We start from the raw sequence: 21,033 nt of genomic DNA on the forward strand, positions 1-21,033 counted from the left end.
GCTTATTTTCCTTGCAACGGTGTAGCGAGTTTGGCGGCCTTGTTCTGCGGCTCTGCTTCTGGCTGTGGCTTGACGATCAGCGTCAGAATCACCGCGGCGACGAGCGCCGCGCTCATGAACGCATAGGATGCCGCAGGCGAGCCGGTCGCACCATTCAGATAGCCGACCACGTACGAGCCGACGAACGAACCGAGCGCACCCATGCTGTTGATCAGCGCCATCGCGCCGCCCGCGACGTTCCTCGGCAGCAGCTCCGGCACGATCGCGAAAAACGGCCCATACGGTGCATACATCGCACCGCCGGCGACCACCAGCAGCGCATACGAAATCCAGAAGTGCGTAGACCCCAGCGCATACGACGCGGCGAACGCAACCGCGCCGATCAGCAGGAACGGCCACACGAACACTTTGCGGCGGTTGAGTTTATCCGATGCCCACGAAGCCGCAAGCATGGCGATCGTAGCGGCCAGATACGGCAGCGCCGAGAGCCAGCCGGTTTCGACCATGCCGAGCGTCGAACCGTTCTTCAGGATCGACGGCAGCCACAGCACGAAACCATACACGCCGATGCTCCAGCAAAAATACTGCGCACACAGCTTGATGACCGCAGGTGTGCGGAACGCTTCGCTGTAGTTACGGACCGGCTTGATCGCGGCCTGTTCGGCGCGCAAGGTTTCGGCGAGGTCGTCCTTTTGCTGCTGCGTGAGCCACGACACCTGTTGCGGCTTGTCCTGCACGATGAACCACCAGCACACCGCCCAGATGATCGCGGGTGCACCTTCGGCGATGAACATGTGGCGCCAGCCGAACGAGTGCACCAGATAGCCGGATACCACCGACATCCACAGCACCGTCACCGGATTGCCGAGAATCAGGAAGGTGTTGGCCCGCGAGCGCTCGCTCTTCGTGAACCAGTTGCTGATGAAAATCAGCATGGCGGGCATCACCGCGGCCTCGACGACGCCGAGCACGAACCGGATCACCATCAGCGAGGGAATATTGCTGACCATGCCGGTCAGCGCCGCGCATCCGCCCCACAGGACCAGGCTCCAGAACACGAGCTTTTTCACGCTGCGGCGTTCTGCGTAAATCGCGCCGGGAATCTGGAAGAAGAAATAGCCGAGGAAGAACAAGGCGCCGATCAACGACGACAGCCCTTTGCTGATGCCGAGATCCTGATTGATGCCGGCGGCCGACGCGAAACCGAAGTTCGCGCGGTCGAGATAGGCCAGGCTGTATGTGATGAATACGATCGGCATGATCGTCCACCAACGGCGAATCGCGAGCGATGAGGTCATGGGAGTCTCCTTTGTTGACCAGAGTTGGTGCAAAGCACTTACTCTGGTCCCATGCAAGTAGTTGCTAACGGCTTCCCGAAGCAACGATGGGCGGGGTCATGAGGCACGTCTCGCGCGCTCTTGCTGTTATCGAACTAGCTAATGCTGATTGGCTAAATGTGCTGGATACGGCGTTGTACGTGGCTCACCCGCGCTCAGGCCACGGTCGCGACGCGCGGCACATCGGTCCGTTCGGGCGCGTCGAGTTCGGCGCGGCTCGGCAGGCCTTCCGAATCGCCGATCACCTGGATCGCCAGTGCGCCGATGCGATTGCCGCGTGCGACCGCTTGCGGCAGCGTCTTGCCTTCTAGCAACGCGCTGACCACGCCGACAGCAAAGCCATCGCCCGCGCCAACCGTGTCCACCACCTTCGCGACCGGTTGGCCGGCGATCACAGCAGCATCGTCGGCGGTGCGGAAGTACGCGCCTTGTGCGCCGAGCTTGATGATCACGCCGCGCGCGCCCTGGTCGAGATAAAACTTTGCGATGTCGTCCGGCTGCGTATAGCCGGTCAGAATCTCGCCTTCGCCGATGCCGGGCAGCACCCAGTCGGCCAGTGCGGCGAGCGCATTCAGCCCTTCGACCATCGCGGCGCGCGAGGGCCACAGCGTCGGGCGCAGATTCGGGTCGAACGAAATGGTCTTGCCTGCGGCACGCATTTCACGCGCCAGATGGAAGGCTAGTTCGCACGAACTCGCCGAGATGGCCGGCGCCACGCCCGTCAGATGCAGGTGACGCGCGGGCAGCACGTAATCGGCCGTGTAGTCGGCCAACGACAGGTGGCTCGCCGCCGATCCCTTGCGGAAGTACTCGACAGCCGGATCGCTGCCGTCGTCGTTCTTCGACTTCAACTGGAAACCGGTCGGGTAGCGCTCGTCGGTGGTGACGCAGCGCTGGTCGATGCCTTCTTTCGTCAGCGTGTCGCGCACGTACTGGCCGAACGAATCGTTGCCGACCCGGCTCATCCAACCTACCTTGAAACCCAATCGCGACAGACCGATCGCCACATTCAGATCGGCACCCGCGACGCGCTTGGTGAATTGCCCGACACCGGCGAGTGCCCCGGTTTCGGCGGCCACGAACATGGCCATCGCTTCGCCGTAGGTGATGACGTCGAGTGCTGCGTTGGTGTTGCTCATGCTTCGCTCCTGCGTATTTTTTAAGGTCCTGCGCGCCGCTTACGCGGCGGCCAGCCACGCGACGTAGTGCGCCGCGTCCGCATCGATACGATTCGCATCGAACGGAAATTCAATGCCCCGCGGCACGTGGCGCGGCAGCGTGTCGAGCACCGCGGCGAACTGCGTATCGCCGGCGGCCGGGGCGGCGGGAAAGCGTCGTGCGCCCTCGCCCACCGTCGTCTTGCAATGGATGTATTCGACGTGCGCAGCCAGCGGCCCGGCGGCGTCGAGCGGCGCGACATCGCGCCATGCCCAGTTGCCGATGTCGAAGGTCATGCCGAGCAGACCGGCGTGGCCTTCGCGCTTCAGCGCATCGAACAGACCGGTGAATTGCGCGAGCGAGCCGCCTTCGGCCAGTTGGCCGTTCTCGACGACAAGCCGCACGTTCGCGCCGCGCAGGTGGTCCGCAATCGCCGCGCCGTTGGCCTCGGCGGCGAAACCGCCGAGTTGCAGCTTCACGAAGCGCGCGCCGAACGCCGTCGCTTCATCGAGCGCGAGACGCAATGCGTCGGCGTCGAGGTGTCCGTCGGACGTGTACAGCGAAGCGGGGGTCGAATACACCGACCACAGGCCCAGTTCGGCGATCGACTTGCCGAGCGCGCGCAATGCCTGCGGCGCGGCATCGGCTTCGTCCGCGAACAGTTCGCGGCGCACTTCGAACGCTGCCGCGCCAGCCTGTTTGCTCGCGTTGGCCCACTTCAGATGACCGCCCTTGCGGACCGCGTCCATCCCGAAGGCGCTTGCGACGATCACCACGTCCACTGCGTCACTCATGTCGAATTTACTCAAATCTGTCTCACGATCGGCATTTGGAACCGGTTCCAAACACGTTTCGAAAAAAAGCGCCGAGGCGCTTGAATGACCGAATAGTGCGCCGAGCCAGCCGTCGCGCACCATAGTGGAAATCCCCAGGCAACCGTGATCAGGGCCCATCCGCCAGGCACAACGCGAGGAACTGTTCGACCACCCGCGATGGCGCACTCGCGTGAGGCACCAGAATCGACAGCCGCCGCGTCAGCGGCTCGGGGCTCAATGAGAACCGGCACAGCACCCCGTCCTCGTGACGCATCGACATCGCCGACACGAAACCGACGCCCATTCCCGCCCGCACCGCCTCCTTGACGCCCTCGACCCCGGCTATCTCCAATGCCACACGCATCGGCACGCCCGCGCGCGCAAAGGCCCGCTCGACGATCTGCCGAACGGCCGACCCGGCTTCGCGCAACACCAGTGGATACGGACCGAGTGCCGCCATCTCCGCCCGCCCGCCGTTGATGCACACCCCGTCCGCCGCGCTCGCCTGCGCCAGCGGATGCGTACGCGGCATGATCGCGACGATCTCGTCCTCGCGCCACGCATGCACCGCGGTGTCCGGCGGTAGATCCACGCCGACCGGCCCTTCGATCATGGCGATATCCACCGAGCCCAGCGCGCCGACGATTTCCGTGGTGTTGCCATCGGCGGTATGCAGCGTCACGTCGGGATGGCGGCGGTGAAAGTCGGCAATCAGGTACGGCAACAGATAGCTCGCCGGGGTGGTGCTGGCGCCGATGCGCAAGGTGCCTTGCTCAAGGCCGCGCAGGGCGTCGCGATACGCATGCGCCTGCCGCCAGGTATCCCGCATCCGGGTCGCATAGCTGGCGAGCTGCTCGCCAGCGGGTGTGAGGCGCACGCCGCGGCCGTCGCGCTGGTAAAGCGGCTCGCCGAATTCGTCCTGCAACTGTCGCAACTGGCCGGACACGGCCGGCTGCGATAAATGCAGCGCAACCGCCGCCCGGCTGATGTTGCGATGCTCGGCGACAGCGGCGAACGTTATAAGTTGATCCGGGGTCATGGGGGTCGAAATATCTGCTGAACCGATGCTTTACATTCTAAATCACGATTTTTCATATCGATATATCTAATTTAGGATTGGAACTATCGAATCAGAACAGTCATAGGAAGGCGCTACGCCATGTCCACCGCTCACCTCGCCGCTTCTGCCAAACCCGCCGGGTCGTCGGGGTCATCCACCCGTGGCCAGCTCAACGGCATTCTGTTCGTTGCGCTGTTCGCCGCTGCCGTGACGCGCATCGCGGCGATCCCGGCCATCGCCGGCCTGGGTTTGAGCCCGCTGATCGTCGGCATCGTGGCCGGCGCCATTTACGGCAACGCACTGCGCGACGGCATGCCCGATAGCTGGGCGGCCGGCGTCAACTTCTCGGCGCGCAAGCTCCTGCGCATCGCGGTGGCGTTTTTCGGGCTGCGCGTGAGCCTGCAGGAAATCGCTCAGGTCGGCCTGCCCGGTCTCGCTGAATCGGTGCTGATCGTGGTGAGCACGCTGGTGATCGGCACGTGGGCCGGTATGAAGATCATGAAGCTCGACCGCGACACGGCACTGCTGACGGCTGCGGGCAGCGCGATCTGCGGCGCGGCGGCCGTGCTCGCATTCGAGTCGACGCTGCAATCGAAGCCGCACAAGAGCGCCATGGCCGTGGGCAGCGTGGTGCTGTTCGGCACCCTCTCGATGTTCCTCTACCCGGTGCTGTTCAAGGCGGGCTGGCTGCATCTCGACACGGTGGGCGCGGGTCTGTTCTTCGGCGGCACGATTCATGAAGTGGCGCAGGTGGTCGGCGCGGCCAGCAACGTGAGCCCGGAAGCGACTCACATCGCGACCATCGTCAAGATGACCCGCGTGATGCTGCTGGTGCCGGTGCTGCTGGTCGTCGGCGTGTGGGTGAACCGCCCGGCACGCGGCGCGGCCGCCACCGCAACGGCCGAAGACGGCAAGCAACATGCACCGCGCAAGCTGGCCATTCCCTGGTTCGCGCTCGGCTTCCTGGCCTTCGTCGTGATCAATTCGCTGCATGTCTTGCCCGAAAGCGCGACCAGCACGCTGAACATGCTCGACACCTTCGCGCTCACCATGGCCATGACCGCGCTCGGTATCGAAACCCGCATCTCGCAGATCCGTCAGGCCGGACCCCGCGCATTGACCACCGGCTTCATCCTGTATGTGTGGTTGATTGCGGGCGGACTGGGTATCACATGGACCGTCCAGCACCTGTTCGGCTAAGCCGCCCTCGCCCCCTGACCCACCCCGCCGCGTGCGGGGTTTTGTGCGTTCAGGAAGCCCATCCGGCGCGCATGCACGGCATACTGCTTGCTGACGTCACCCGTCCACGCAAACCCGTTCATGCAACCGGAATGAGGACCGATCGATGAGCCTGGAACTTTACTATTGGGACGGCCTGCAGGGCCGCGGCGAATTCGTGCGGCTGGCACTGGAAGAAGCCGGCGCGGACTACGTGGAAGTGGCGCGCGGCGAGCCGTCGGACGGCTTGGGCACGAACGCGATGATGGCAATCATGAAGAGCCGCGACGAGCCCTATCCGCCATTCGCGCCGCCGTTTCTGAAAGACGGCGATCTGGTGATCGCGCAGACCGCCAACATCCTGTTCTACCTCGGCCCGAAGCTCAATCTGGCGCCATCGGTTGAAAGCCTGCGCTATGTCGCCAACGGGCTGCAACTGACGATCGCCGATATGGTGACCGAGGCGCACGACACGCATCATCCGCTCGCCAGCGCCCTGTATTACGAAGACCAGAAAGACGCCGCCAAAGTGCGCGCACACGAGTTCATCGACAATCGGATTCCGAAGTTCATGAAGTACTTCGAGCGCGTGCTGAAACAGAACCCGTCCGGCGACACGTTCATGGTGGGCGACGCGCTCACCTACGTCGACTTGTCGATGTTCCAGTTGATCGACGGTCTGCTGTACGCGTTTCCGCGCGCGCTCAAGCGTTTCGGCGAACACTACCCACGCCTCGCGGCGCTGCACGACGCGGTGATCGAGCGGCCGAACATCGCCGCCTATCTCCAGTCCGACCGGCGCATCGAGCATAACGAAGCCTGCATCTTCCGGCACTACCCGGAACTCGACAAGGCGGCGACTTGATCCGCGCCCTCCTTCTTCGCGCACGCTCCGCATTGCGCCCGCTTCCAACAGCGGGCGCAATGCTGTTACCGTACGCGCATTTCATCCACCCATCACACCCTCTCCCGCCGACGTGCTTTCATTCCTGCTGAAGCTGCGCACCCGCGCCCAACGCCTGTTCCGTCTGTCCGACGCCCATACGATGCTGGTCTGGTCGGTCGTGGTCGGCGTCGCGGGCGCGTTCGCGACGATTGCCTTTCGCGAAGCCATCGCGTTGCTGCAACTGGCATTTGTCGGCAAGTCCGGTAGTTTCGTCGAAATGGCGCGCGGCTTGCCGTGGACAGTGCGCGTGTGGCTGCCCGCCGCGGGTGGCCTGGTCGCCGGCTTCTTTCTACTGATCGCGCAGCGTCACGTCGACAAGAGCAATCACGTCGACTACATGGAAGCAGTCGCCATTGGCGACGGCGTGGTGCCAGTCAAGCTGAGCTTCTGGCGCAGCGTGTCGTCGCTGTTCACGATTTCGAGCGGCGGCTCGATCGGCCGTGAAGGCCCGATGGTGCAACTGGCAGCGCTGGCCGCGTCGCTGATCGGCCGCTGGGTGCATTTCGATCCGCCGCGTCTGCGTCTGCTGGTCGCCTGCGGCGCGGCAGCCGGGATTACCGCCGCGTACAGCGCGCCGATTGCCGGCGCGTTTTTCGTCACTGAAATCGTGCTCGGCTCGATCGTGATGGAAAGCTTCGGTCCCGTGGTGGTCTCGGCGGTGGTCGCCAACATCACGATGCGCGAGTTCACCAGCTACAAGCCGCCGTACGAAATGCCGGTGTTTCCGCCGGTGGCGGGTGCCGAAGTTCTGTTGTTCGTCGGGCTCGGGCTGCTCTGCGGTGCGATCGCGCCGCAGTTTCTGCGGCTGATGGACTTCTCCAAAGAGAACTTTCGTAAACTGCCCGTGCCGCTGCCCATCCGGCTGGCGTTGGGCGGTCTGGTAGTCGGCATTCTGTCGGTCTGGACGCCCGAGGTGTGGGGCAACGGCTACAGCGTCGTCAATTCGATTCTGCATTCGCCGTGGACGTGGAACGCACTCGTCCTCGTGCTGGTGTTCAAGATCGTCGCGACGTCGGCGACCGTGGGTTCAGGCGCGATCGGCGGGGTGTTCACGCCGACGCTCTTCGTCGGCGCGGTGGTCGGCTCGCTGTTCGGCCTGGGCATGCACGCACTGTGGCCGCACAGCACCTCGGCGCCGTTCGCTTATGCGATGGTCGGTATGGGCGCGTTTCTGGCCGGCGCCACGCAGGCACCGCTGATGGCGATCCTGATGATCTTTGAAATGACGCTCAGCTATCAGGTGGTGCTGCCGCTGATGCTGTCGTGTGTGGTTGCGTATTTCGTGTCGCGTGCGATCGGCAAGACGTCGATGTACGAGATCACGCTGCGCCGCAATCAGGAGGAGCAGGAGCGCACCCGCCTGCGCGCAACGCAGATGCGCGAGCTGATCCGTCCCGCCGAAACCGTCGTGCCGCCGAACGCGACCGTGCATGACATGACGCGCGTGTTCCTCGAATATCCCGTGAAGTATCTGTACGTCGCCAACGAGTCCGGCGCGTTTCTCGGCGTGGTCGCGCTCAAGGACATCACCTCCGATCTGCTCGACAAGCGCGACACCGCCACGAAAACCGCTGCGGATTATCTGCAGCCGCATTTCGACGTGCTCACACCGGATATGCCGCTCGGCGTTGCGTTGCAGCACTTCATGGCGTTTCAGGGGGAGCGGCTGCCGGTTGTCGAAAGCGCTGCGGATCCGAAGCTGGCGGGGGTGGTGTACAAGACTTCGCTGCTCGATGCCTACTTCCGCATGAATCCGACGCGCTAGGCCCGGGTTCGGGTATTCGGGCATCCGGCGCCGGGACGCGCAATCGCTGAGTCATTGGCCGAGGCCGCGCGGCAATGCGCGGTGCCTCACCCATGCTCCTGCCTCAGCCGATGCAAAGCGCGGCAGATTCTCTACAATGGGGAAACCGCTGCAGCGATTGCGAGCAGCGCGCGTTACGCCAAGACGGGCGCACCGAGACGCCCGCCCTTCGATCGGAGCGAAGATGAGCGAACCGTCCCTCGATGCCCTGCGCCGCGATCAGGCGGGCTGGATTTTCCTGCATATCGAAGGTGAGCCGTACGATCGCGGTGAGCAGCACGGCCAGTTGCTCGCCACTGAAATCCAGAACGCGATCCGCACCGCCCGCTACCTCGCGAAATGGGATACCGGCGAAGACTTCGATACCTTCGTCGACGCCGCCGTGTCCCAGTTCGCCAACAAACTCGACACTGAATTCGCCGACGAAATCCAGGGCATCGCCGACGGCGCGAAGCTGCCGTTCGCCGAAGTGCTGGCCTGGAACGGTTACATGGATTTGCTGCAAAGCTGGTGGCCAAGCCATGCGGCAGTCCAGCAACCGCAGCTCGGCCTGAAACCGTGGCGTGGACGTCGCGGCCATCACTGCAGCGCGTTCATCGCCACCGGCAATGCCACACGGGACGGCCGCATCGTGATGGCGCACAACTCGTGGGACCGCTATGCCGCGGGCGACGCGTTCAACGTGGTGTTCGACATCGTGCCGGATCGTGGCAACCGCATCCTGATGCAGGGCCTGCCGGGCTGCATCTCCAGCCTCACCGATTTCTGGGTCACCGAAGCCGGCCTGATGGTCACTGAAACCACCATCTCCAACTTTGCCGGCTACAACGCGGCCGGTGCGCCGGAGTTCTATCGCTCACGGCGCGCGTCGCAATACGCCAACAACATCGGCGAATGGTGCGAGATGTTCGCGGTCGCCAATAACGGCGGCTATGCGAACAGTTGGCTGCTCGGCGACACCAAGACCGGCGAGATCGCGCGCTACGAACTCGGGCTGCACTATTCCGGTTTCGAGAGTACGAAAAACGGCTTCTATAGCGGTTACAACACCGCGACCGATCTGAAGATCCGCAACCAGGAATGCATCGGCGAAGGCGAAGACTATACGGACGTGCGCAAGAACGGCGCGCGCCGGTTACGCTTCATGCAGCTCGAAGAAATGCATCACGGCAAGATCGACGCCGAACTCGCGAAAGAGATGATCGCCGACCATCACGACGTTTATCTCGACCGCAACGACAACCCGTGCTCGCGCACCATCTGCGGGCATCTGGAACTGGACGACGCGCGCTTCGGCGGTTCCGACCAGGGGCCGTTCAATCCGTGGGGCGCCAACGACGGCAAGGTGGTCGACAGCGACATGGCGCGCAGCATGGCCTTCACCGCACGCTGGGGACATCCGTGCGGCCGCCCATTCGACGCCCAGGCGTTCATGAAGCGCCATCCGCAGTGGAACTGGCTCAACGGCTATATGCGCGACCGGCCGTCGTGGCCATGGACACGGTTCGAGGTGCTGCGCTAGACGCGGGGTGTATTGCATCGCAACATAAATGCTGTACGACCGTTCGCGACTGCTTTGCCTTTTTCCTGCCATCATGTGAAATCTACAATGAGGTTTTGTCGCTTTTGCGCGCGCGCCGCAGCCGTTTGCCATCTAAGATGGTAGATGCACGCCGCCCGCATAGGGCAACGCCGCGTGTAGGTTGCGCCTTCCTTTCGACGCGGGGACGGCACAGCGCTCGCTCAACTGTTAGCGCCGCATGAGCTTAGGAGGTCGGGCGATGAAAACCTCGACACTGTTGACCATGGTTACGCTGTCAGCCTCGTGTTTTGCCGCCCCGGTTCATACCGCGACGGACAGCACGGCCGCCAATAGCCTTGCCGAACGCGCCAACGCTGCACCCGTCGCCCCCGCGGCGCCGGACGTCGCTGTCACGGACGACAATCGTCCGCAACAATGGCAATACATCGCATTGCCCAAGTCGCGGCATCTGGAGCGAAGCTTCACGGGCCAGAACGAGCACCTGCAGACCTGAATAAGACCTGAAAACCGCCCCCCAGGAGCGCTTGCATGACCGCATCGGCTATTCCCGGCGAATCGATTGATCTCCAGATCGCCGATATTCTGCAAGAAGTCCGTTTCCCGACTTATAAGGATGCGCTAGTCGAGGCCGCGCGCGAAGCCGGCGCTAGCAACGAGCTGGTGTCGATGCTCGACGGTTTGCCGGAACAGGATTACGCCGACGTGACGTCGATCACGCGCCTGATCGGCGGCAATTACGGGCCGGGTCTGGGGGCATGAGCGGAAAGTCCCGCCTGATAACGCTGGGTTCGCGTTCGTCAGACCAGCAACCCACGGCCGACTGGATTCATCGCTCGCCACATTCGGGCGGCGCGAGCGGCATTGAGCGAATCGAAGCATTCTTTCATCATGCCGGCTATGCCATGCACCGGCACGACACCTATGCGATCGGCCGCACGCTGGCAGGCGTGCAGAGCTTCCGCTATCGCGGCAGCATGCGTAACAGCTTGCCGGGCGGCACGATGGTGTTGCATCCCGATGAACCGCATGACGGCCAGGCCGGCACCCGCGACGGCTTTCACTACCGGATGATCTATGTCGACCCGGCGCTGTTCCAGCAGGCGCTCGGCGGCAAGCCGTTGCCCTTCCTCGAAGGCGGCTTGTCGAACGACCCGCGCCTCTTTGCGGCCACCGAAAGCCTGTTGCGCACGATGGACTGCGCCATCGATTCGCTCGAACAGGACGATGCGCTCTACGATCTGGCCATCGCGCTCGACGCAGTGGCAGGTGCGGCGAGCACGACGCGCCGGCCAGTGGATTACCTCGCGGCGGAGCGGGCCCGCGAGTACATGCTGGGTTCGCTCGATAGCGCGGTGACGCTCGACGAACTGGCGGCAGCCGCAAGCCGCGACCGCTGGAGTCTGTCGCGGGATTTTCGTGCGCTGTTCGGCACGAGTCCGCACCGTTATCTGACCATGCGCCGCCTCGATCTCGTGCGCCGCCTCGCGGTTCAGGGCGTGTCGCTCGCCGACGCCTCGGCGGCGGCCGGCTTTACCGACCAGAGCCATATGACGCGGCACTTCAAGCGCGCGTGGGGCGTGGCGCCAGCACATTGGCTCAGGATGCTGGGCCCAACCATGCTCGGCACGCGTTAGGCGACAACGCGACCGACGGGTATCTTAGCGCCGGGCAGCGGCGCGCACAAACGTACAAGACCCAATAGCGCCTTCCGCTCTACGCTCGTGCCTGACACCTACCACTCAGGAGGAGCACCTCGATGTCCACCCATCAAGCGATTCAACAATCTCACCGCGCCATCAACTTTGCGGAAAAGCTGCAGCTCATCAACGACCAATGGCAACCGCGCGTCGTCGCGGAAATGAACGACTATCAGTTCAAGCTGGTGCGCATCGAAGGCGACTTTGTCTGGCACGAACATGCCGACACGGACGAAACGTTTATCGTGCTCGACGGACAGTTGCGCATCGACCTGCGCGATGGATCCGTGCTGCTTTCAGCAGGAGAAATGTACGTAGTGCCCAAAGGCACGGAGCACAAACCGTATGCCGAACACGAGGTCAAGCTCCTGCTGATCGAGCCACGTGGCGTGAAGAATACCGGCGAAGAAAGCAACGAACGCACCGCCGCAAACGACGTGTGGATCTAGGCGGGCTTGCGTCGCCCATGCGCCGAGGTGCCGCGCACGCCCGTCAGAGCGGTGAAGACGCCACCACTATTCGCGCGCGCGGAGCCTGAGGCTTCAGCCGCGCCGCGTCGCCCGGCAAGGCGGACACCGGCAGGTCGTCGGCATAAACCGGCGAGCCGGCCACGGCTCGCCGCGGCATCCTGGCGCGTGGATCGCGCGCGTGCTCATCGGTCTGCTGGAAATGCGCGACAAGGTGATCGATAAAGGTCCGCACTTTCGCCGGTAAATGTAGCCGGCTTGGATACGCAATCGTGATTTCGACTTGCGGCAGACGATAGTCGGTAAGCAAGGGCACGAGGCGCCCCGACGCAAGATCGCGGCCGATCAGATAGCTCGGCAAAATCGCCACGCCCATGCCCAGCAGGGCGAACTGCCTCAGCATCTCGGTGTTGTTCGCCGCAATCGCGTTGGTAGGCCTCACGCGGACTTCACCTTGCGGCCCGGTGAACACCTTTTCGTCACCACCCTGCTCGGCTGGCCGGCTCAGGCACGGATGCGTCAACAGATCTTCCGGGCGGGTCGGCGTACCGTGCTGCTCCAGATATGCGGGCGTCGCGCACACCGTCATATAACCGGTGGTCAGCCGCCGCGTGACGATGCTCGCGCTGCGCATCTGCCGCGCGACCATGATGCCGACGTCATAACCCTCTTCCACCAGATCGACGTGGCGATCCGCCAGCGTGACGTCAGGCTTCACATCGGGATAATGCGCGGCGTACGTCTGCACCACGGGCGCCAGGCTATGCAGCCCGAACACGACCGGCGCGACGATGCGTAAGGTCCCGACCGGTTCGTGATTGCGCGCCACCACCATCTGCTCGACACCTTCCAGGTCATCGAGAATGTGGCGCACACGTTCCAGATAGGTCGAGCCGGATTCGGTCAGAGAAAGCCGGCGCGTCGTGCGATTGAGCAGCCGCGTGCCGAGGCGCGCCTCCAGATCCGCGACGTGACGCGTGACGACGGCAGTGGAAAGATCCAACGCGCCGGCCGCGCGCACGAAACTGCCCAGGTCGGCCACCTTGACGAATACGCGCATCGACTGCAATTGATTCATGGACGACTCCTGCCTCGGTAACGCCGGGCCGGCGCAACGCTGCCGCCTATGTCGACCCGCGCGACAAGGTGCGCGCGGATTTGCCCAACGATTCGATTGTATCGACCCGATCATGTCCCAACCCTGACCTGAACATGACAATCCCGTCAGGTTCCTGAGGCCCTCGCGACACTATTGCGAGGTTTATTGCGGGCATAAGATAGGTATAAACCCTTAGATGCTGGTATCATAGCGCCCGAAAGGAACATATCGCTATGCCACATCGTTTTCAGCTTCTCGAAAAAATCGCGTTTTCACTGGTTTGCTGGTCCGCCGCGGCCTGTTCGGCCTTCATCGCTTACGAGCGGTGCCCGGACATCAAGGTCGTCCTGCACGTCGGCGAAGAGGCCCTGCGCTACAGCGGGCAGTATTCGTTCGCCTGCGCCACGCCGGTTGCGGACGCCTGCGCGCAGTTGCCGGCGAACTGATTCTCCGATATTCATCATACAAAATGATTGATGCGCGGATCTCACCGCGCAGCATGTGCGGCGGCCCAACGCACGCCAGCCGGCGTCGCTCGGCTGCACGCGCCCGCTACGCTGCGGTAATCTGAGCGCCTTCGCCGCGCCCCTCTCGCGCGCCGATTACGCGTTGCGCCCAAACACCACGCGCGCGAAAAATCCCCCCAGTACCGTTTCAGCCATCTCCGCTGGCACGTTCTGCGGGTCGACCGTGTAGAAAAACTGCACGCCGTCGCACAACCCCATCAAGCCCATCGCCAGTGTCTCCGCCGGCAGCGGCAGCGGCGTGCCCACTCGCAGCGAAAATTCTCGGATGTACGCGCTCAACTGCTCGAGTTTCTCGTGCGTAAACGCGTTAAAGCGTATCCGGAAGCGGCCGTCACGCACGGCCAGCAGCTTCGCCTCTACCCACAGCAGGAAGCACTTGTTCTCGCGATGCAGGTTGCTGTAGTAGCGCAGCACGCGCGCTTCCATCTCTTCGCGCGACGCCGCGTTTTCGAAAATAGCGTGCAACCCCGCCTGCATGGTCTCGTGGTCGCGCCGCAGTAGTTCGAGGAACAGTTCGTTCTTGCTGCGGAAGTTCGAATAGAACGCACCGCGTGTATAACCCGCCGCCCCGGCGATGTCTTCGACACTCGCCGCGACAAAGCCTTTCTTCATAAAAATCGCTTGCGCAGCATCGAGCAGACGCTGACGCGTCTGGTCTTTACTCTGCTCGCGTGTAAGTCGTTGCCGTTTCATGGGCGCCAGTCTAGCACCGAAAAGAATCCCAATTCACTCCAACATTCAAATACATGTGTGTATTAGAATGCATTCCATCATTCGAAGTCAGACGCGTATGCCAATTGCATGATTCGGCCCCGCGTCTTCGCTGGCGGGCCACTGCGGCTTGCCCTGTTCGTTCGCTGTCTCCTGTTGGGGTAATTGTGAAGCGTCCCGGTCCTCCCGCATCGCCTGAGATACGCCCGCAGTTCCATCGGTATGCCCGTCCCGCGCGCCTGCGCCGCGCAGCCTTCGCCCTCACTCTCGCCGGTTTCGTCACGCTAGCCGCGTGCTCGAAGAAAGAAGCGGCGGCGCCCGCGCCCCGTCCGGTGGTCGCCGTCGCCGTGCATGCGGACGGCAGCGCGACGGCCGCGGCATCGTTGCCGGGCGAAGTGCAGGCGCGCTATTCCACACCGCTATCGTTTCGCGTCGGTGGCAAGATCATTGAACGGCGCGTACGTTTGGGCGACGTGGTGAAGAACGGGCAGATCGTCGCCCGGCTCGACCCGGCGGATGCGCAGAAGAATGCCGCCAGCGCGCAGGCTCAACTCGAAGCCGCGCAACACACGCTCGTGTATGCGAAGCAGCAACTCGATCGTGACCAGGCACAGGCGAAAGAAAACCTGATCGCGCCCGCACAGCTCGAACAGACCACTAACGCCTACGCATCTGCCGCCGCGCAGCGCGACCAGGCCGCGCAGCAGGCGGCGCTGTCGAAAGACCAGTTGCAGTACACCACGCTCATTGCCGATCACGCCGGCGTGATCACCGCCGAACAGGCCGACACCGGCCAGAATGTGTCCGCGGGTCAAGCCGTCTACAACCTCGCATGGAGCGGCGACATCGACGTCGTCTGCGACGTGCCGGAAAGCGCGCTAGCCGCGCTCTCAATCGGGCAGACCGCAACGGTCACGCTGGCTGCACTGCCGGGCCGCAGCTTCAATGCGCGCGTGCGTGAACTGTCGCCTGCCGCCGATCCGCAAAGCCGCACTTACCGCGCCAAGCTCACACTCGAGAATCCCGGCCCGGACGTGCGCCTCGGCATGACAGCCGACATCGCACTCGCCGCCCCTTCGCCCTCGGATTCATCTGCCAATGCATCAGCGGGTCAAAGCGGGGCCTTCACCGTAGCCGCCACCGCCCTGTTCCACGACGGCACCCAGCCGGCCGTGTGGGTCGTGCGCGCCACGGACAATGCATTAGAACTGCGCCGAGTGACGGTCACGCGCTACAACGAGCGCACGATCGTGATCACCCAGGGGCTCAAGGACGGTGAACGCGTCGTACTCCAGGGCGTACACACTGTGACTGCCGGCGAAAAAGTCCACGCGGTCCCGCCGCTGCATCCCGAGGACTTCGCTTCATGAGCACCACGCCTGAAGAAGGACGCTTCAACCTGTCCGCATGGGCGCTGCGCCATCAGGCGCTGGTCGTCTTCCTGATCGCGCTCGCCACCGCATTCGGCGTCCTCGCCTATACCCGTCTCGCCCAATCCGAAGATCCGCCCTTCACGTTTCGCGTCATGGTGATCCGGACCTTCTGGCCCGGCGCGACCGCGCGCCAGGTGCAGGAACAGGTCACGGACCGCATCGGCCGGAAATTGCAGGAAACGCCCGCCATTGATTTCGTGCGTAGTTACTCGCGCCCCGGCGAGTCGCTGATGTTCTTCTCAATGAAGGACTCGGCGCCGGTCAAGGACGTGCCCGAAACCTGGTATCAGGTGCGCAAGAAAGTCGGCGATATCGCGTCAACCTTGCCGCCAGGCATACAAGGCCCATTCTTCAACGACGAATTCGGCGACGTCTACACCAACATCTGGACGCTCGAGGGCGACGGCTTTTCCGCCGCCCAACTGCACGACTACGCGGACCAGTTGCGCACGGTGCTGCTACGCGTGCCGGGCGTCGGCAAGGTCGATTATTTCGGCGATCCGGATCAGCACATCTACATCGAGATTAGCAACACGCAATTGACGCGCCTTGGCATCTCGCCGCAGCAACTGGGCCAGGCCATCAATTCACAGAACAGCGTCTCGCCAGCGGGCACGCTGACTACCACCGACGACCGCGTGTTCGTGCGCCCCACCGGTCAGTTCAAGGACGTCAACGCGCTCGCCGACACGCTGATCCGCATCAACAACCGCTCGTTCCGTCTCGGCGACATCGCGACCATCAAGCGCGGCTACGACGATCCGGTCGCCACGCAAATGCGCTCCGGCGGCAAGGCGGTGCTCGGCATCGGCGTCACGATGCAGCCGGGCGGCGACGTGATTCGTCTGGGCAAAGCGCTCGATCAGCAGATGGTCACGCTGCGGGCCTACCTGCCCGCCGGTTTGCACCTGGTCGAAGTGTCGAGCATGCCGAACGCCGTCGCGCATTCTGTCGACGATTTTCTCGAAGCCGTCGCCGAGGCGATCGCGATCGTGCTGGTGGTCAGTCTTCTGTCGCTGGGCGTGCGCACCGGGATGGTGGTCGTGATCTCGATACCTGTCGTGCTCGCCGTCACGGCGCTGTGCATGTATCTGTTTGATATCGGGTTGCACAAGGTGTCGCTGGGCACACTGGTGCTCGCTTTGGGGCTATTGGTGGACGACGCGATCATCGCCGTCGAAATGATGTCCGTGAAGCTCGAGCAAGGCTGGAGCCGCACGCGCGCGGCAGCCTTTGCGTACACCAGTACCGCCTTCCCGATGCTGACCGGGACGCTCGTGACCGTGTCCGGCTTCCTGCCGATTGCTTTGGCGAAGTCGAGCACAGGCGAATACACGCGCTCGATCTTCGAGGTGTCGGCGATCGCGCTGATCGCGTCGTGGTTCGCCGCGGTGGTGCTGATTCCGCTGCTCGGCTATCACATGCTGCCAGAGCGCAAACGTCAGGCTCACGAAGCGGAAGATCACGAACACGACATCTACGACACCCGCTTCTATCATCGGCTGCGCGGCTGGATCGGCTGGTGCATCGAACGGCGTTTCGTCGTGCTGGCGATCACCGTCGTGCTGTTCATCCTGGCCATGGCGGGTTTCACGCTGGTGCCGCAGCAATTCTTCCCGAGCTCTGACCGTCCCGAACTGCTGGTGGATGTGCGCTTGCCCGAAGGCGCGTCGTTCGATGCGACATTGCGGCAAGCAGAGCGGTTGGAAAAGGCGCTCGTTGGCCGTCCAGAAATCGATCATACGGTGAACTTCGTCGGCACCGGTGCGCCGCGTTTTTATCTGCCGCTCGATCAACAATTGCCGCAGCCCAATTTCGCGCAGTTCGTAATCACGGCGAAATCGGTGAAAGATCGCGAGAAGCTCGCACAGTGGCTCGAACCGGAATTGCGCAACAATTTTCCGGCGATCCGCACACGCCTGTCGCGCCTCGAGAACGGCCCACCGGTCGGCTACCCCGTGCAGTTCCGCGTGAGCGGCGACGATATCGCCACCGTGCGGTCGATCGCCGAGCGCGTTGCCGCGACCATGCGCGCCGACAGCGGCACCCGCAACGTCCAGTTCGACTGGGACGAGCCCGCCGAGCGTTCCGTGCGCTTCGAAGTCGATCAGAAGAAGGCACGCGAACTCGGCGTGACCTCCGAAGACATTTCGAGCTTCCTCGCGATGACGCTCTCCGGCTACACCGTCACGCAGTATCGCGAGCGCGACAAGCTGATCAGCGTCGATCTGCGCGCGCCCAAAGCGGAACGCGTCGACCCCGCGAAGCTCGTCACGCTGGCGATGCCAACGCCGAACGGCCCGGTGCCGCTCGGCACGCTCGGTCATCTGCGCAACGACCTCGAATACGGTGTGATCTGGGAACGCGACCGGCAACCCACCATCACCGTGCAATCCGACGTCGCCCCCGGTGGGCAAGGGATCGACGTCACGCATGCCGTCGACAACGCCCTCAGCCAGATTCGCAGCACGCTGCCGGTCGGCTACCGGATCGAAATCGGCGGATCGGTCGAGGAAAGCGGCAAGGGGCAGACGTCGATCAACGCACAGATGCCGCTTATGATCATCGCCGTGCTGGTACTGCTGATGGTCCAACTGCAGAGTTTCGCGCGCGTGCTGATGGTGGTGATGACCGCGCCGCTCGGCCTGATCGGCGTGGTCGTGACGCTGCTGCTGTTCGGCCAGCCATTCGGCTTCGTCGCGATGCTCGGGGTGATCGCCATGTTCGGCATCATCATGCGCAACTCGGTGATTCTGGTCGACCAGATCGAACAGGACATTGCTGCGGGACATAAGCGCTTCGACGCGATCGTCGGCGCGACGGTGCGGCGCTTCCGGCCGATCACGCTCACCGCGGCAGCCGCCGTGCTCGCGTTGATTCCGCTGTTGCGGTCGAACTTCTTCGGCCCGATGGCAACCGCGCTGATGGGCGGCATTACGAGCGCGACCATCCTCACGCTGTTCTATCTGCCGGCCTTGTACGCCACGTCATTCAGAGTGCGCACCGACGAGCGCGAACCGCCCGCGCCGGCCAGCACGACGCATTCGGGGAACTGAGATCATGGCTACCTTTGCATTCCCTCGACACCTGCGCCTGACGCTTCTCAGCGGCGCGGCGCTGGCCCTCGCCGCCTGCTCGTTCGGCCCGAACGGCGAACCGCCCGCCATGCCGCAACCCGCCCACTACGGCGCCGAAGCGCAGCCGACGGAAACCGTGCCCGCACAAGGCATCACCCAGCAATTCGTGGTCGGCGCGAAACCCGTGCCCGAATGGTGGAAGCTGTATCAATCGGACGCTCTGAACGCACTGGTCGACGAAGGCTTGCGCAACAGCCCAACGCTCGCCGCCACGGACAAGAGCCTTGCTGCCGCTCGCGAGCAACTGCGCGCGCAGATCGGCAGCTCGATGCTGCCGACCATCGACCTGGGCGGCCAGGCCACCCGCAATCGTGCGCTGGCGATTCCCGAGGCCGGTCCGAACACGTTCCTGTACAACATTTTCGTCGGCCAATTGCAGGCGCACTACACGTTCGACCTGTTCGGCGCCTCGCGTCTCGCCGATGCCGCGCTCGCTTCTCGCGTGAACGTGCAGGCCTATCAGTTCGATGCCGCCCGCCGCGCGCTGGCCGCCAACATCGTGACGGCGGCAATCACGAGCGCGGCGTTGCATGCCCAGATCGAAACGACCGAACGGCTCGTGACGATTGCCAACGATCAGGCGCGCGACACGCAACGGCGTTACGCCTTGGGCGCCGTCTCGCACGCCGACCAGTTGAGCGCGCAACAAAGTGCGGCGAGCCTGTTCGCGAGTTTGCCGGGTTTAAAGCAGCAATGGCTGACGACGCGCCATGCGTTGGCGGTGCTGCTTGGCCGCACGCCTGACGCGGCCCCGGACGATATCGATCTTGCGCAACTGCATGTGCCTGAGCAGGTACCGGTCGTGGTGCCATCCGAGCTGCTGCGCACGCGCCCCGACATTCAGGCCGCGGACGCCGCCCTGAAGGCCGCGGCGGCCGACGTTGGCGTTGCAACGGCGCAGATGTTCCCGAGCCTCTCGTTGAGTGCATCGATGGGACAAGGCGGCTTTAGCTGGCCGGTGGCGATGTCCGGCGCGGGGGCCATCTGGAGCATTGGCGCATCTTTGTCACAACCGCTGTTTCACGGCGGGGCGCTGTTCGCGCAGCGCCGCGCGGCGGTCGACACGTATGACGCTACGGTTTCGCAGTACAAGCAGACCGTGCTGGCCGCATTCCAGAACGTCGCCGACATGCTCGCAGCCCTGCAGCACGACGCGCAAGCGCTCGACGCGGCGAACGTTGCTGCGCGCTCGGCGCAGGGAATCTTCGACGAAACCTCGGGACGCTACCGGCTGGGAGCGTTGCCGATCGCATCGACGCGCTCGAGTGAACAGCAGTTTCGCAACGCGCAACTCGATGAAATCCGCTACACCAGCGCACGCCTAACGGACACGGCGGCCTTGTTCCAGGCGATGGGTAATCCGCCCTTGGAATCGGCGCCGTCTGCGGCGGCTGCGGTGCCGGCAGTTCCTGCGGTGAACGCGGGCGTTTCCAACTAAACCTGGGATTCCGTAGCGATAGCTGCGGACTTATCCCCAGTTTATGTTGATGAGGCTGTTGAAAACTATCTGACAAGCGGGCTAACACGTTGAGCGCGCGGGGTTTTCTGGTCGCGGTGCGGAATGAACCAGGTGGTGCTAAATGTACCGTCTGGTTGTGGCGGAGGCCGTTGGGAGGCCTCAACATGGAGCAACGTTATCCCCAGTTTATGTTGACAGGGTTGTTGATAACTATGGGGCTACGCGCTTAAGTGCTTGATGCAGATCGGTTTGTTGCACGCGGCGCGGGTGGGTGCAGGCGTGATTGACTGCGCTGCGCGCGGCTGTGGGTGTATCGCGGTGGAGTGGTTTATCCACAGATTTTGTTGAAAGGCCTGTTGATAACGCCTGGACATTTGGGGTAAGTGCTTGAGGGCACAACGGTTTGTGCGCGTAGCGCGTGGATGGGCTTTTTTGCCTGCGCGGCGCTTTGTCTGTGTGCCTACGGCGTTGGCCTTTCCCTGATCTGTTGGCCTGCGCGGCGCTTTGTTCGTCTGTTTGCCTATGGCGTTGGCCTTTCCTTGATCTGTCTGCCTGCGGTGCGCTTGTTTGCCTGTGTGCCTACGGCATTGGCCTTTCCTTGAATTCTTATTGGTTTATTAGC

The 21,033-nt window shown here is 63.4% G+C and carries 18 protein-coding genes; 12 read left to right on the top strand and 6 right to left on the bottom strand.

Translation table 11 applies throughout. The annotated features are described in order from the left end of the window. Positions 1-2: 2 nt before the first annotated feature. From PQQ96_RS25980 to PQQ96_RS25995, 4 genes are all read right to left on the bottom strand, one after another. Entirely contained in the window at positions 3-1,298 is a 1,296-nt protein-coding gene (locus tag PQQ96_RS25980; protein ID WP_408298007.1) for an MFS transporter, read from the bottom strand. Positions 1,299-1,492: 194 nt separating this feature from the next. After that, positions 1,493-2,476 (bottom strand): sugar kinase, encoded by a 984-nt coding sequence (locus PQQ96_RS25985; RefSeq protein ID WP_408298009.1) that lies wholly within the window; start codon positions 2,474-2,476, stop codon positions 1,493-1,495. A 39-nt stretch (positions 2,477-2,515) separates the two neighbouring features. Beyond that, entirely contained in the window at positions 2,516-3,289 is a 774-nt protein-coding gene (locus PQQ96_RS25990) for a sugar phosphate isomerase/epimerase family protein (RefSeq protein ID WP_408298011.1), read from the bottom strand. Between the two features lie 148 nt (positions 3,290-3,437). Continuing rightward, positions 3,438-4,349 carry a LysR family transcriptional regulator gene (locus PQQ96_RS25995; RefSeq protein ID WP_408298013.1) on the bottom strand — a complete coding sequence of 304 codons (912 nt, stop codon included), beginning with the start codon at positions 4,347-4,349 and terminating at the stop codon, positions 3,438-3,440. A 120-nt stretch (positions 4,350-4,469) separates the two neighbouring features. On the opposite strand from PQQ96_RS25995, the gene PQQ96_RS26000 reads away from it, so the two are divergent. The 8 genes from PQQ96_RS26000 (at position 4,470) to PQQ96_RS26035 (ending at position 12,027) form a co-directional block, all read left to right on the top strand. Continuing rightward, on the top strand, positions 4,470-5,570 hold the full coding sequence (locus PQQ96_RS26000; protein WP_408298015.1) for a YeiH family protein: 1,101 nt from the start codon (positions 4,470-4,472) through the stop codon (positions 5,568-5,570). A 145-nt stretch (positions 5,571-5,715) separates the two neighbouring features. Further along, on the top strand, positions 5,716-6,453 hold the full coding sequence (locus PQQ96_RS26005) for a glutathione S-transferase (protein WP_408298017.1): 738 nt from the start codon (positions 5,716-5,718) through the stop codon (positions 6,451-6,453). 112 nt (positions 6,454-6,565) lie between these two features. Beyond that, positions 6,566-8,299 carry a ClcB-like voltage-gated chloride channel protein gene (locus PQQ96_RS26010; RefSeq protein ID WP_408298019.1) on the top strand — a complete coding sequence of 578 codons (1,734 nt, stop codon included), beginning with the start codon at positions 6,566-6,568 and terminating at the stop codon, positions 8,297-8,299. Positions 8,300-8,522: 223 nt separating this feature from the next. Then, positions 8,523-9,860, top strand: a complete 1,338-nt coding sequence (locus PQQ96_RS26015; protein WP_408298021.1) for a C45 family autoproteolytic acyltransferase/hydrolase — start codon at positions 8,523-8,525, stop codon at positions 9,858-9,860. Between the two features lie 259 nt (positions 9,861-10,119). After that, positions 10,120-10,374, top strand: a complete 255-nt coding sequence (locus PQQ96_RS26020; protein ID WP_408298023.1) for a hypothetical protein — start codon at positions 10,120-10,122, stop codon at positions 10,372-10,374. Positions 10,375-10,409: 35 nt separating this feature from the next. After that, positions 10,410-10,640: a DUF2795 domain-containing protein gene (locus PQQ96_RS26025; protein ID WP_121110626.1), complete on the top strand. Its 231-nt coding sequence runs from the start codon at positions 10,410-10,412 to the stop codon at positions 10,638-10,640. Continuing rightward, positions 10,637-11,515 (top strand): AraC family transcriptional regulator, encoded by an 879-nt coding sequence (locus PQQ96_RS26030; RefSeq protein ID WP_408298024.1) that lies wholly within the window; start codon positions 10,637-10,639, stop codon positions 11,513-11,515. The genes PQQ96_RS26025 and PQQ96_RS26030 overlap by 4 nt, the downstream gene beginning before the upstream one ends. 122 nt (positions 11,516-11,637) lie before the next feature. Beyond that, entirely contained in the window at positions 11,638-12,027 is a 390-nt protein-coding gene (locus PQQ96_RS26035; protein WP_408298026.1) for a cupin domain-containing protein, read from the top strand. A gap of 43 nt (positions 12,028-12,070) precedes the next feature. Here PQQ96_RS26035 and gvmR read toward each other — a convergent pair whose 3' ends face one another. Continuing rightward, complete coding sequence (gene gvmR / locus PQQ96_RS26040; protein WP_408298028.1) at positions 12,071-13,123, bottom strand: transcriptional regulator GvmR; 1,053 nt, start codon at positions 13,121-13,123, stop codon at positions 12,071-12,073. A gap of 254 nt (positions 13,124-13,377) precedes the next feature. Between gvmR and PQQ96_RS26045 the strand changes: the two genes are divergently transcribed. Next, on the top strand, positions 13,378-13,590 hold the full coding sequence (locus PQQ96_RS26045; RefSeq protein ID WP_408298030.1) for a hypothetical protein: 213 nt from the start codon (positions 13,378-13,380) through the stop codon (positions 13,588-13,590). 156 nt (positions 13,591-13,746) lie between these two features. On the opposite strand, the gene PQQ96_RS26050 is transcribed toward PQQ96_RS26045, so the two are convergent. Beyond that, a complete protein-coding gene (locus PQQ96_RS26050) occupies positions 13,747-14,364 on the bottom strand; it encodes a TetR/AcrR family transcriptional regulator (RefSeq protein ID WP_408298032.1) in 618 nt (205 codons plus the stop codon). Between the two features lie 218 nt (positions 14,365-14,582). Here PQQ96_RS26050 and PQQ96_RS26055 point away from each other — a divergent pair, with 218 nt between their 5' ends. Genes PQQ96_RS26055 through PQQ96_RS26065 form a run of 3 tightly spaced genes read left to right on the top strand, consistent with a single transcriptional unit; the run spans position 14,583 to position 20,390 of the window. Further along, the gene (locus PQQ96_RS26055; protein ID WP_408298038.1) at positions 14,583-15,752 is read left to right on the top strand and encodes an efflux RND transporter periplasmic adaptor subunit; all 1,170 of its coding nucleotides are present in this window, start codon (positions 14,583-14,585) and stop codon (positions 15,750-15,752) included. Next, positions 15,749-18,871: an efflux RND transporter permease subunit gene (locus PQQ96_RS26060; protein ID WP_408298034.1), complete on the top strand. Its 3,123-nt coding sequence runs from the start codon at positions 15,749-15,751 to the stop codon at positions 18,869-18,871. The genes PQQ96_RS26055 and PQQ96_RS26060 overlap by 4 nt, the downstream gene beginning before the upstream one ends. A 4-nt stretch (positions 18,872-18,875) precedes the next feature. Continuing rightward, positions 18,876-20,390: an efflux transporter outer membrane subunit gene (locus PQQ96_RS26065; RefSeq protein ID WP_408298036.1), complete on the top strand. Its 1,515-nt coding sequence runs from the start codon at positions 18,876-18,878 to the stop codon at positions 20,388-20,390. Positions 20,391-21,033 lie beyond the last annotated feature (643 nt).

Origin of the sequence: Paraburkholderia sediminicola, from assembly GCF_046027825.1 — a bacterium.
Lineage (GTDB): Bacteria > Pseudomonadota > Gammaproteobacteria > Burkholderiales > Burkholderiaceae > Paraburkholderia > Paraburkholderia sediminicola_D.

Excerpts from the sequence above, each read along its gene's own strand:
- PQQ96_RS26060 (WP_408298034.1), top strand. The coding sequence starts at position 15,749 with ATGAGCACCACGCCTGAAGAAGGACGCTTCAACCTGTCCGCATGGGCG.
- PQQ96_RS26030 (WP_408298024.1), top strand. The coding sequence starts at position 10,637 with ATGAGCGGAAAGTCCCGCCTGATAACGCTGGGTTCGCGTTCGTCAGAC.
- PQQ96_RS26020 (WP_408298023.1), top strand. The coding sequence starts at position 10,120 with ATGAAAACCTCGACACTGTTGACCATGGTTACGCTGTCAGCCTCGTGT.
- PQQ96_RS25990 (WP_408298011.1), bottom strand. The coding sequence starts at position 3,289 with ATGAGTGACGCAGTGGACGTGGTGATCGTCGCAAGCGCCTTCGGGATG.
- PQQ96_RS26025 (WP_121110626.1), top strand. The coding sequence starts at position 10,410 with ATGACCGCATCGGCTATTCCCGGCGAATCGATTGATCTCCAGATCGCC.
- gvmR (WP_408298028.1), bottom strand. The coding sequence starts at position 13,123 with ATGAATCAATTGCAGTCGATGCGCGTATTCGTCAAGGTGGCCGACCTG.
- PQQ96_RS26005 (WP_408298017.1), top strand. The coding sequence starts at position 5,716 with ATGAGCCTGGAACTTTACTATTGGGACGGCCTGCAGGGCCGCGGCGAA.
- PQQ96_RS26000 (WP_408298015.1), top strand. The coding sequence starts at position 4,470 with ATGTCCACCGCTCACCTCGCCGCTTCTGCCAAACCCGCCGGGTCGTCG.
- PQQ96_RS26045 (WP_408298030.1), top strand. The coding sequence starts at position 13,378 with ATGCCACATCGTTTTCAGCTTCTCGAAAAAATCGCGTTTTCACTGGTT.
- PQQ96_RS25995 (WP_408298013.1), bottom strand. The coding sequence starts at position 4,349 with ATGACCCCGGATCAACTTATAACGTTCGCCGCTGTCGCCGAGCATCGC.
- PQQ96_RS26015 (WP_408298021.1), top strand. The coding sequence starts at position 8,523 with ATGAGCGAACCGTCCCTCGATGCCCTGCGCCGCGATCAGGCGGGCTGG.
- PQQ96_RS26050 (WP_408298032.1), bottom strand. The coding sequence starts at position 14,364 with ATGAAACGGCAACGACTTACACGCGAGCAGAGTAAAGACCAGACGCGT.
- PQQ96_RS26065 (WP_408298036.1), top strand. The coding sequence starts at position 18,876 with ATGGCTACCTTTGCATTCCCTCGACACCTGCGCCTGACGCTTCTCAGC.
- PQQ96_RS26035 (WP_408298026.1), top strand. The coding sequence starts at position 11,638 with ATGTCCACCCATCAAGCGATTCAACAATCTCACCGCGCCATCAACTTT.
- PQQ96_RS25980 (WP_408298007.1), bottom strand. The coding sequence starts at position 1,298 with ATGACCTCATCGCTCGCGATTCGCCGTTGGTGGACGATCATGCCGATC.
- PQQ96_RS25985 (WP_408298009.1), bottom strand. The coding sequence starts at position 2,476 with ATGAGCAACACCAACGCAGCACTCGACGTCATCACCTACGGCGAAGCG.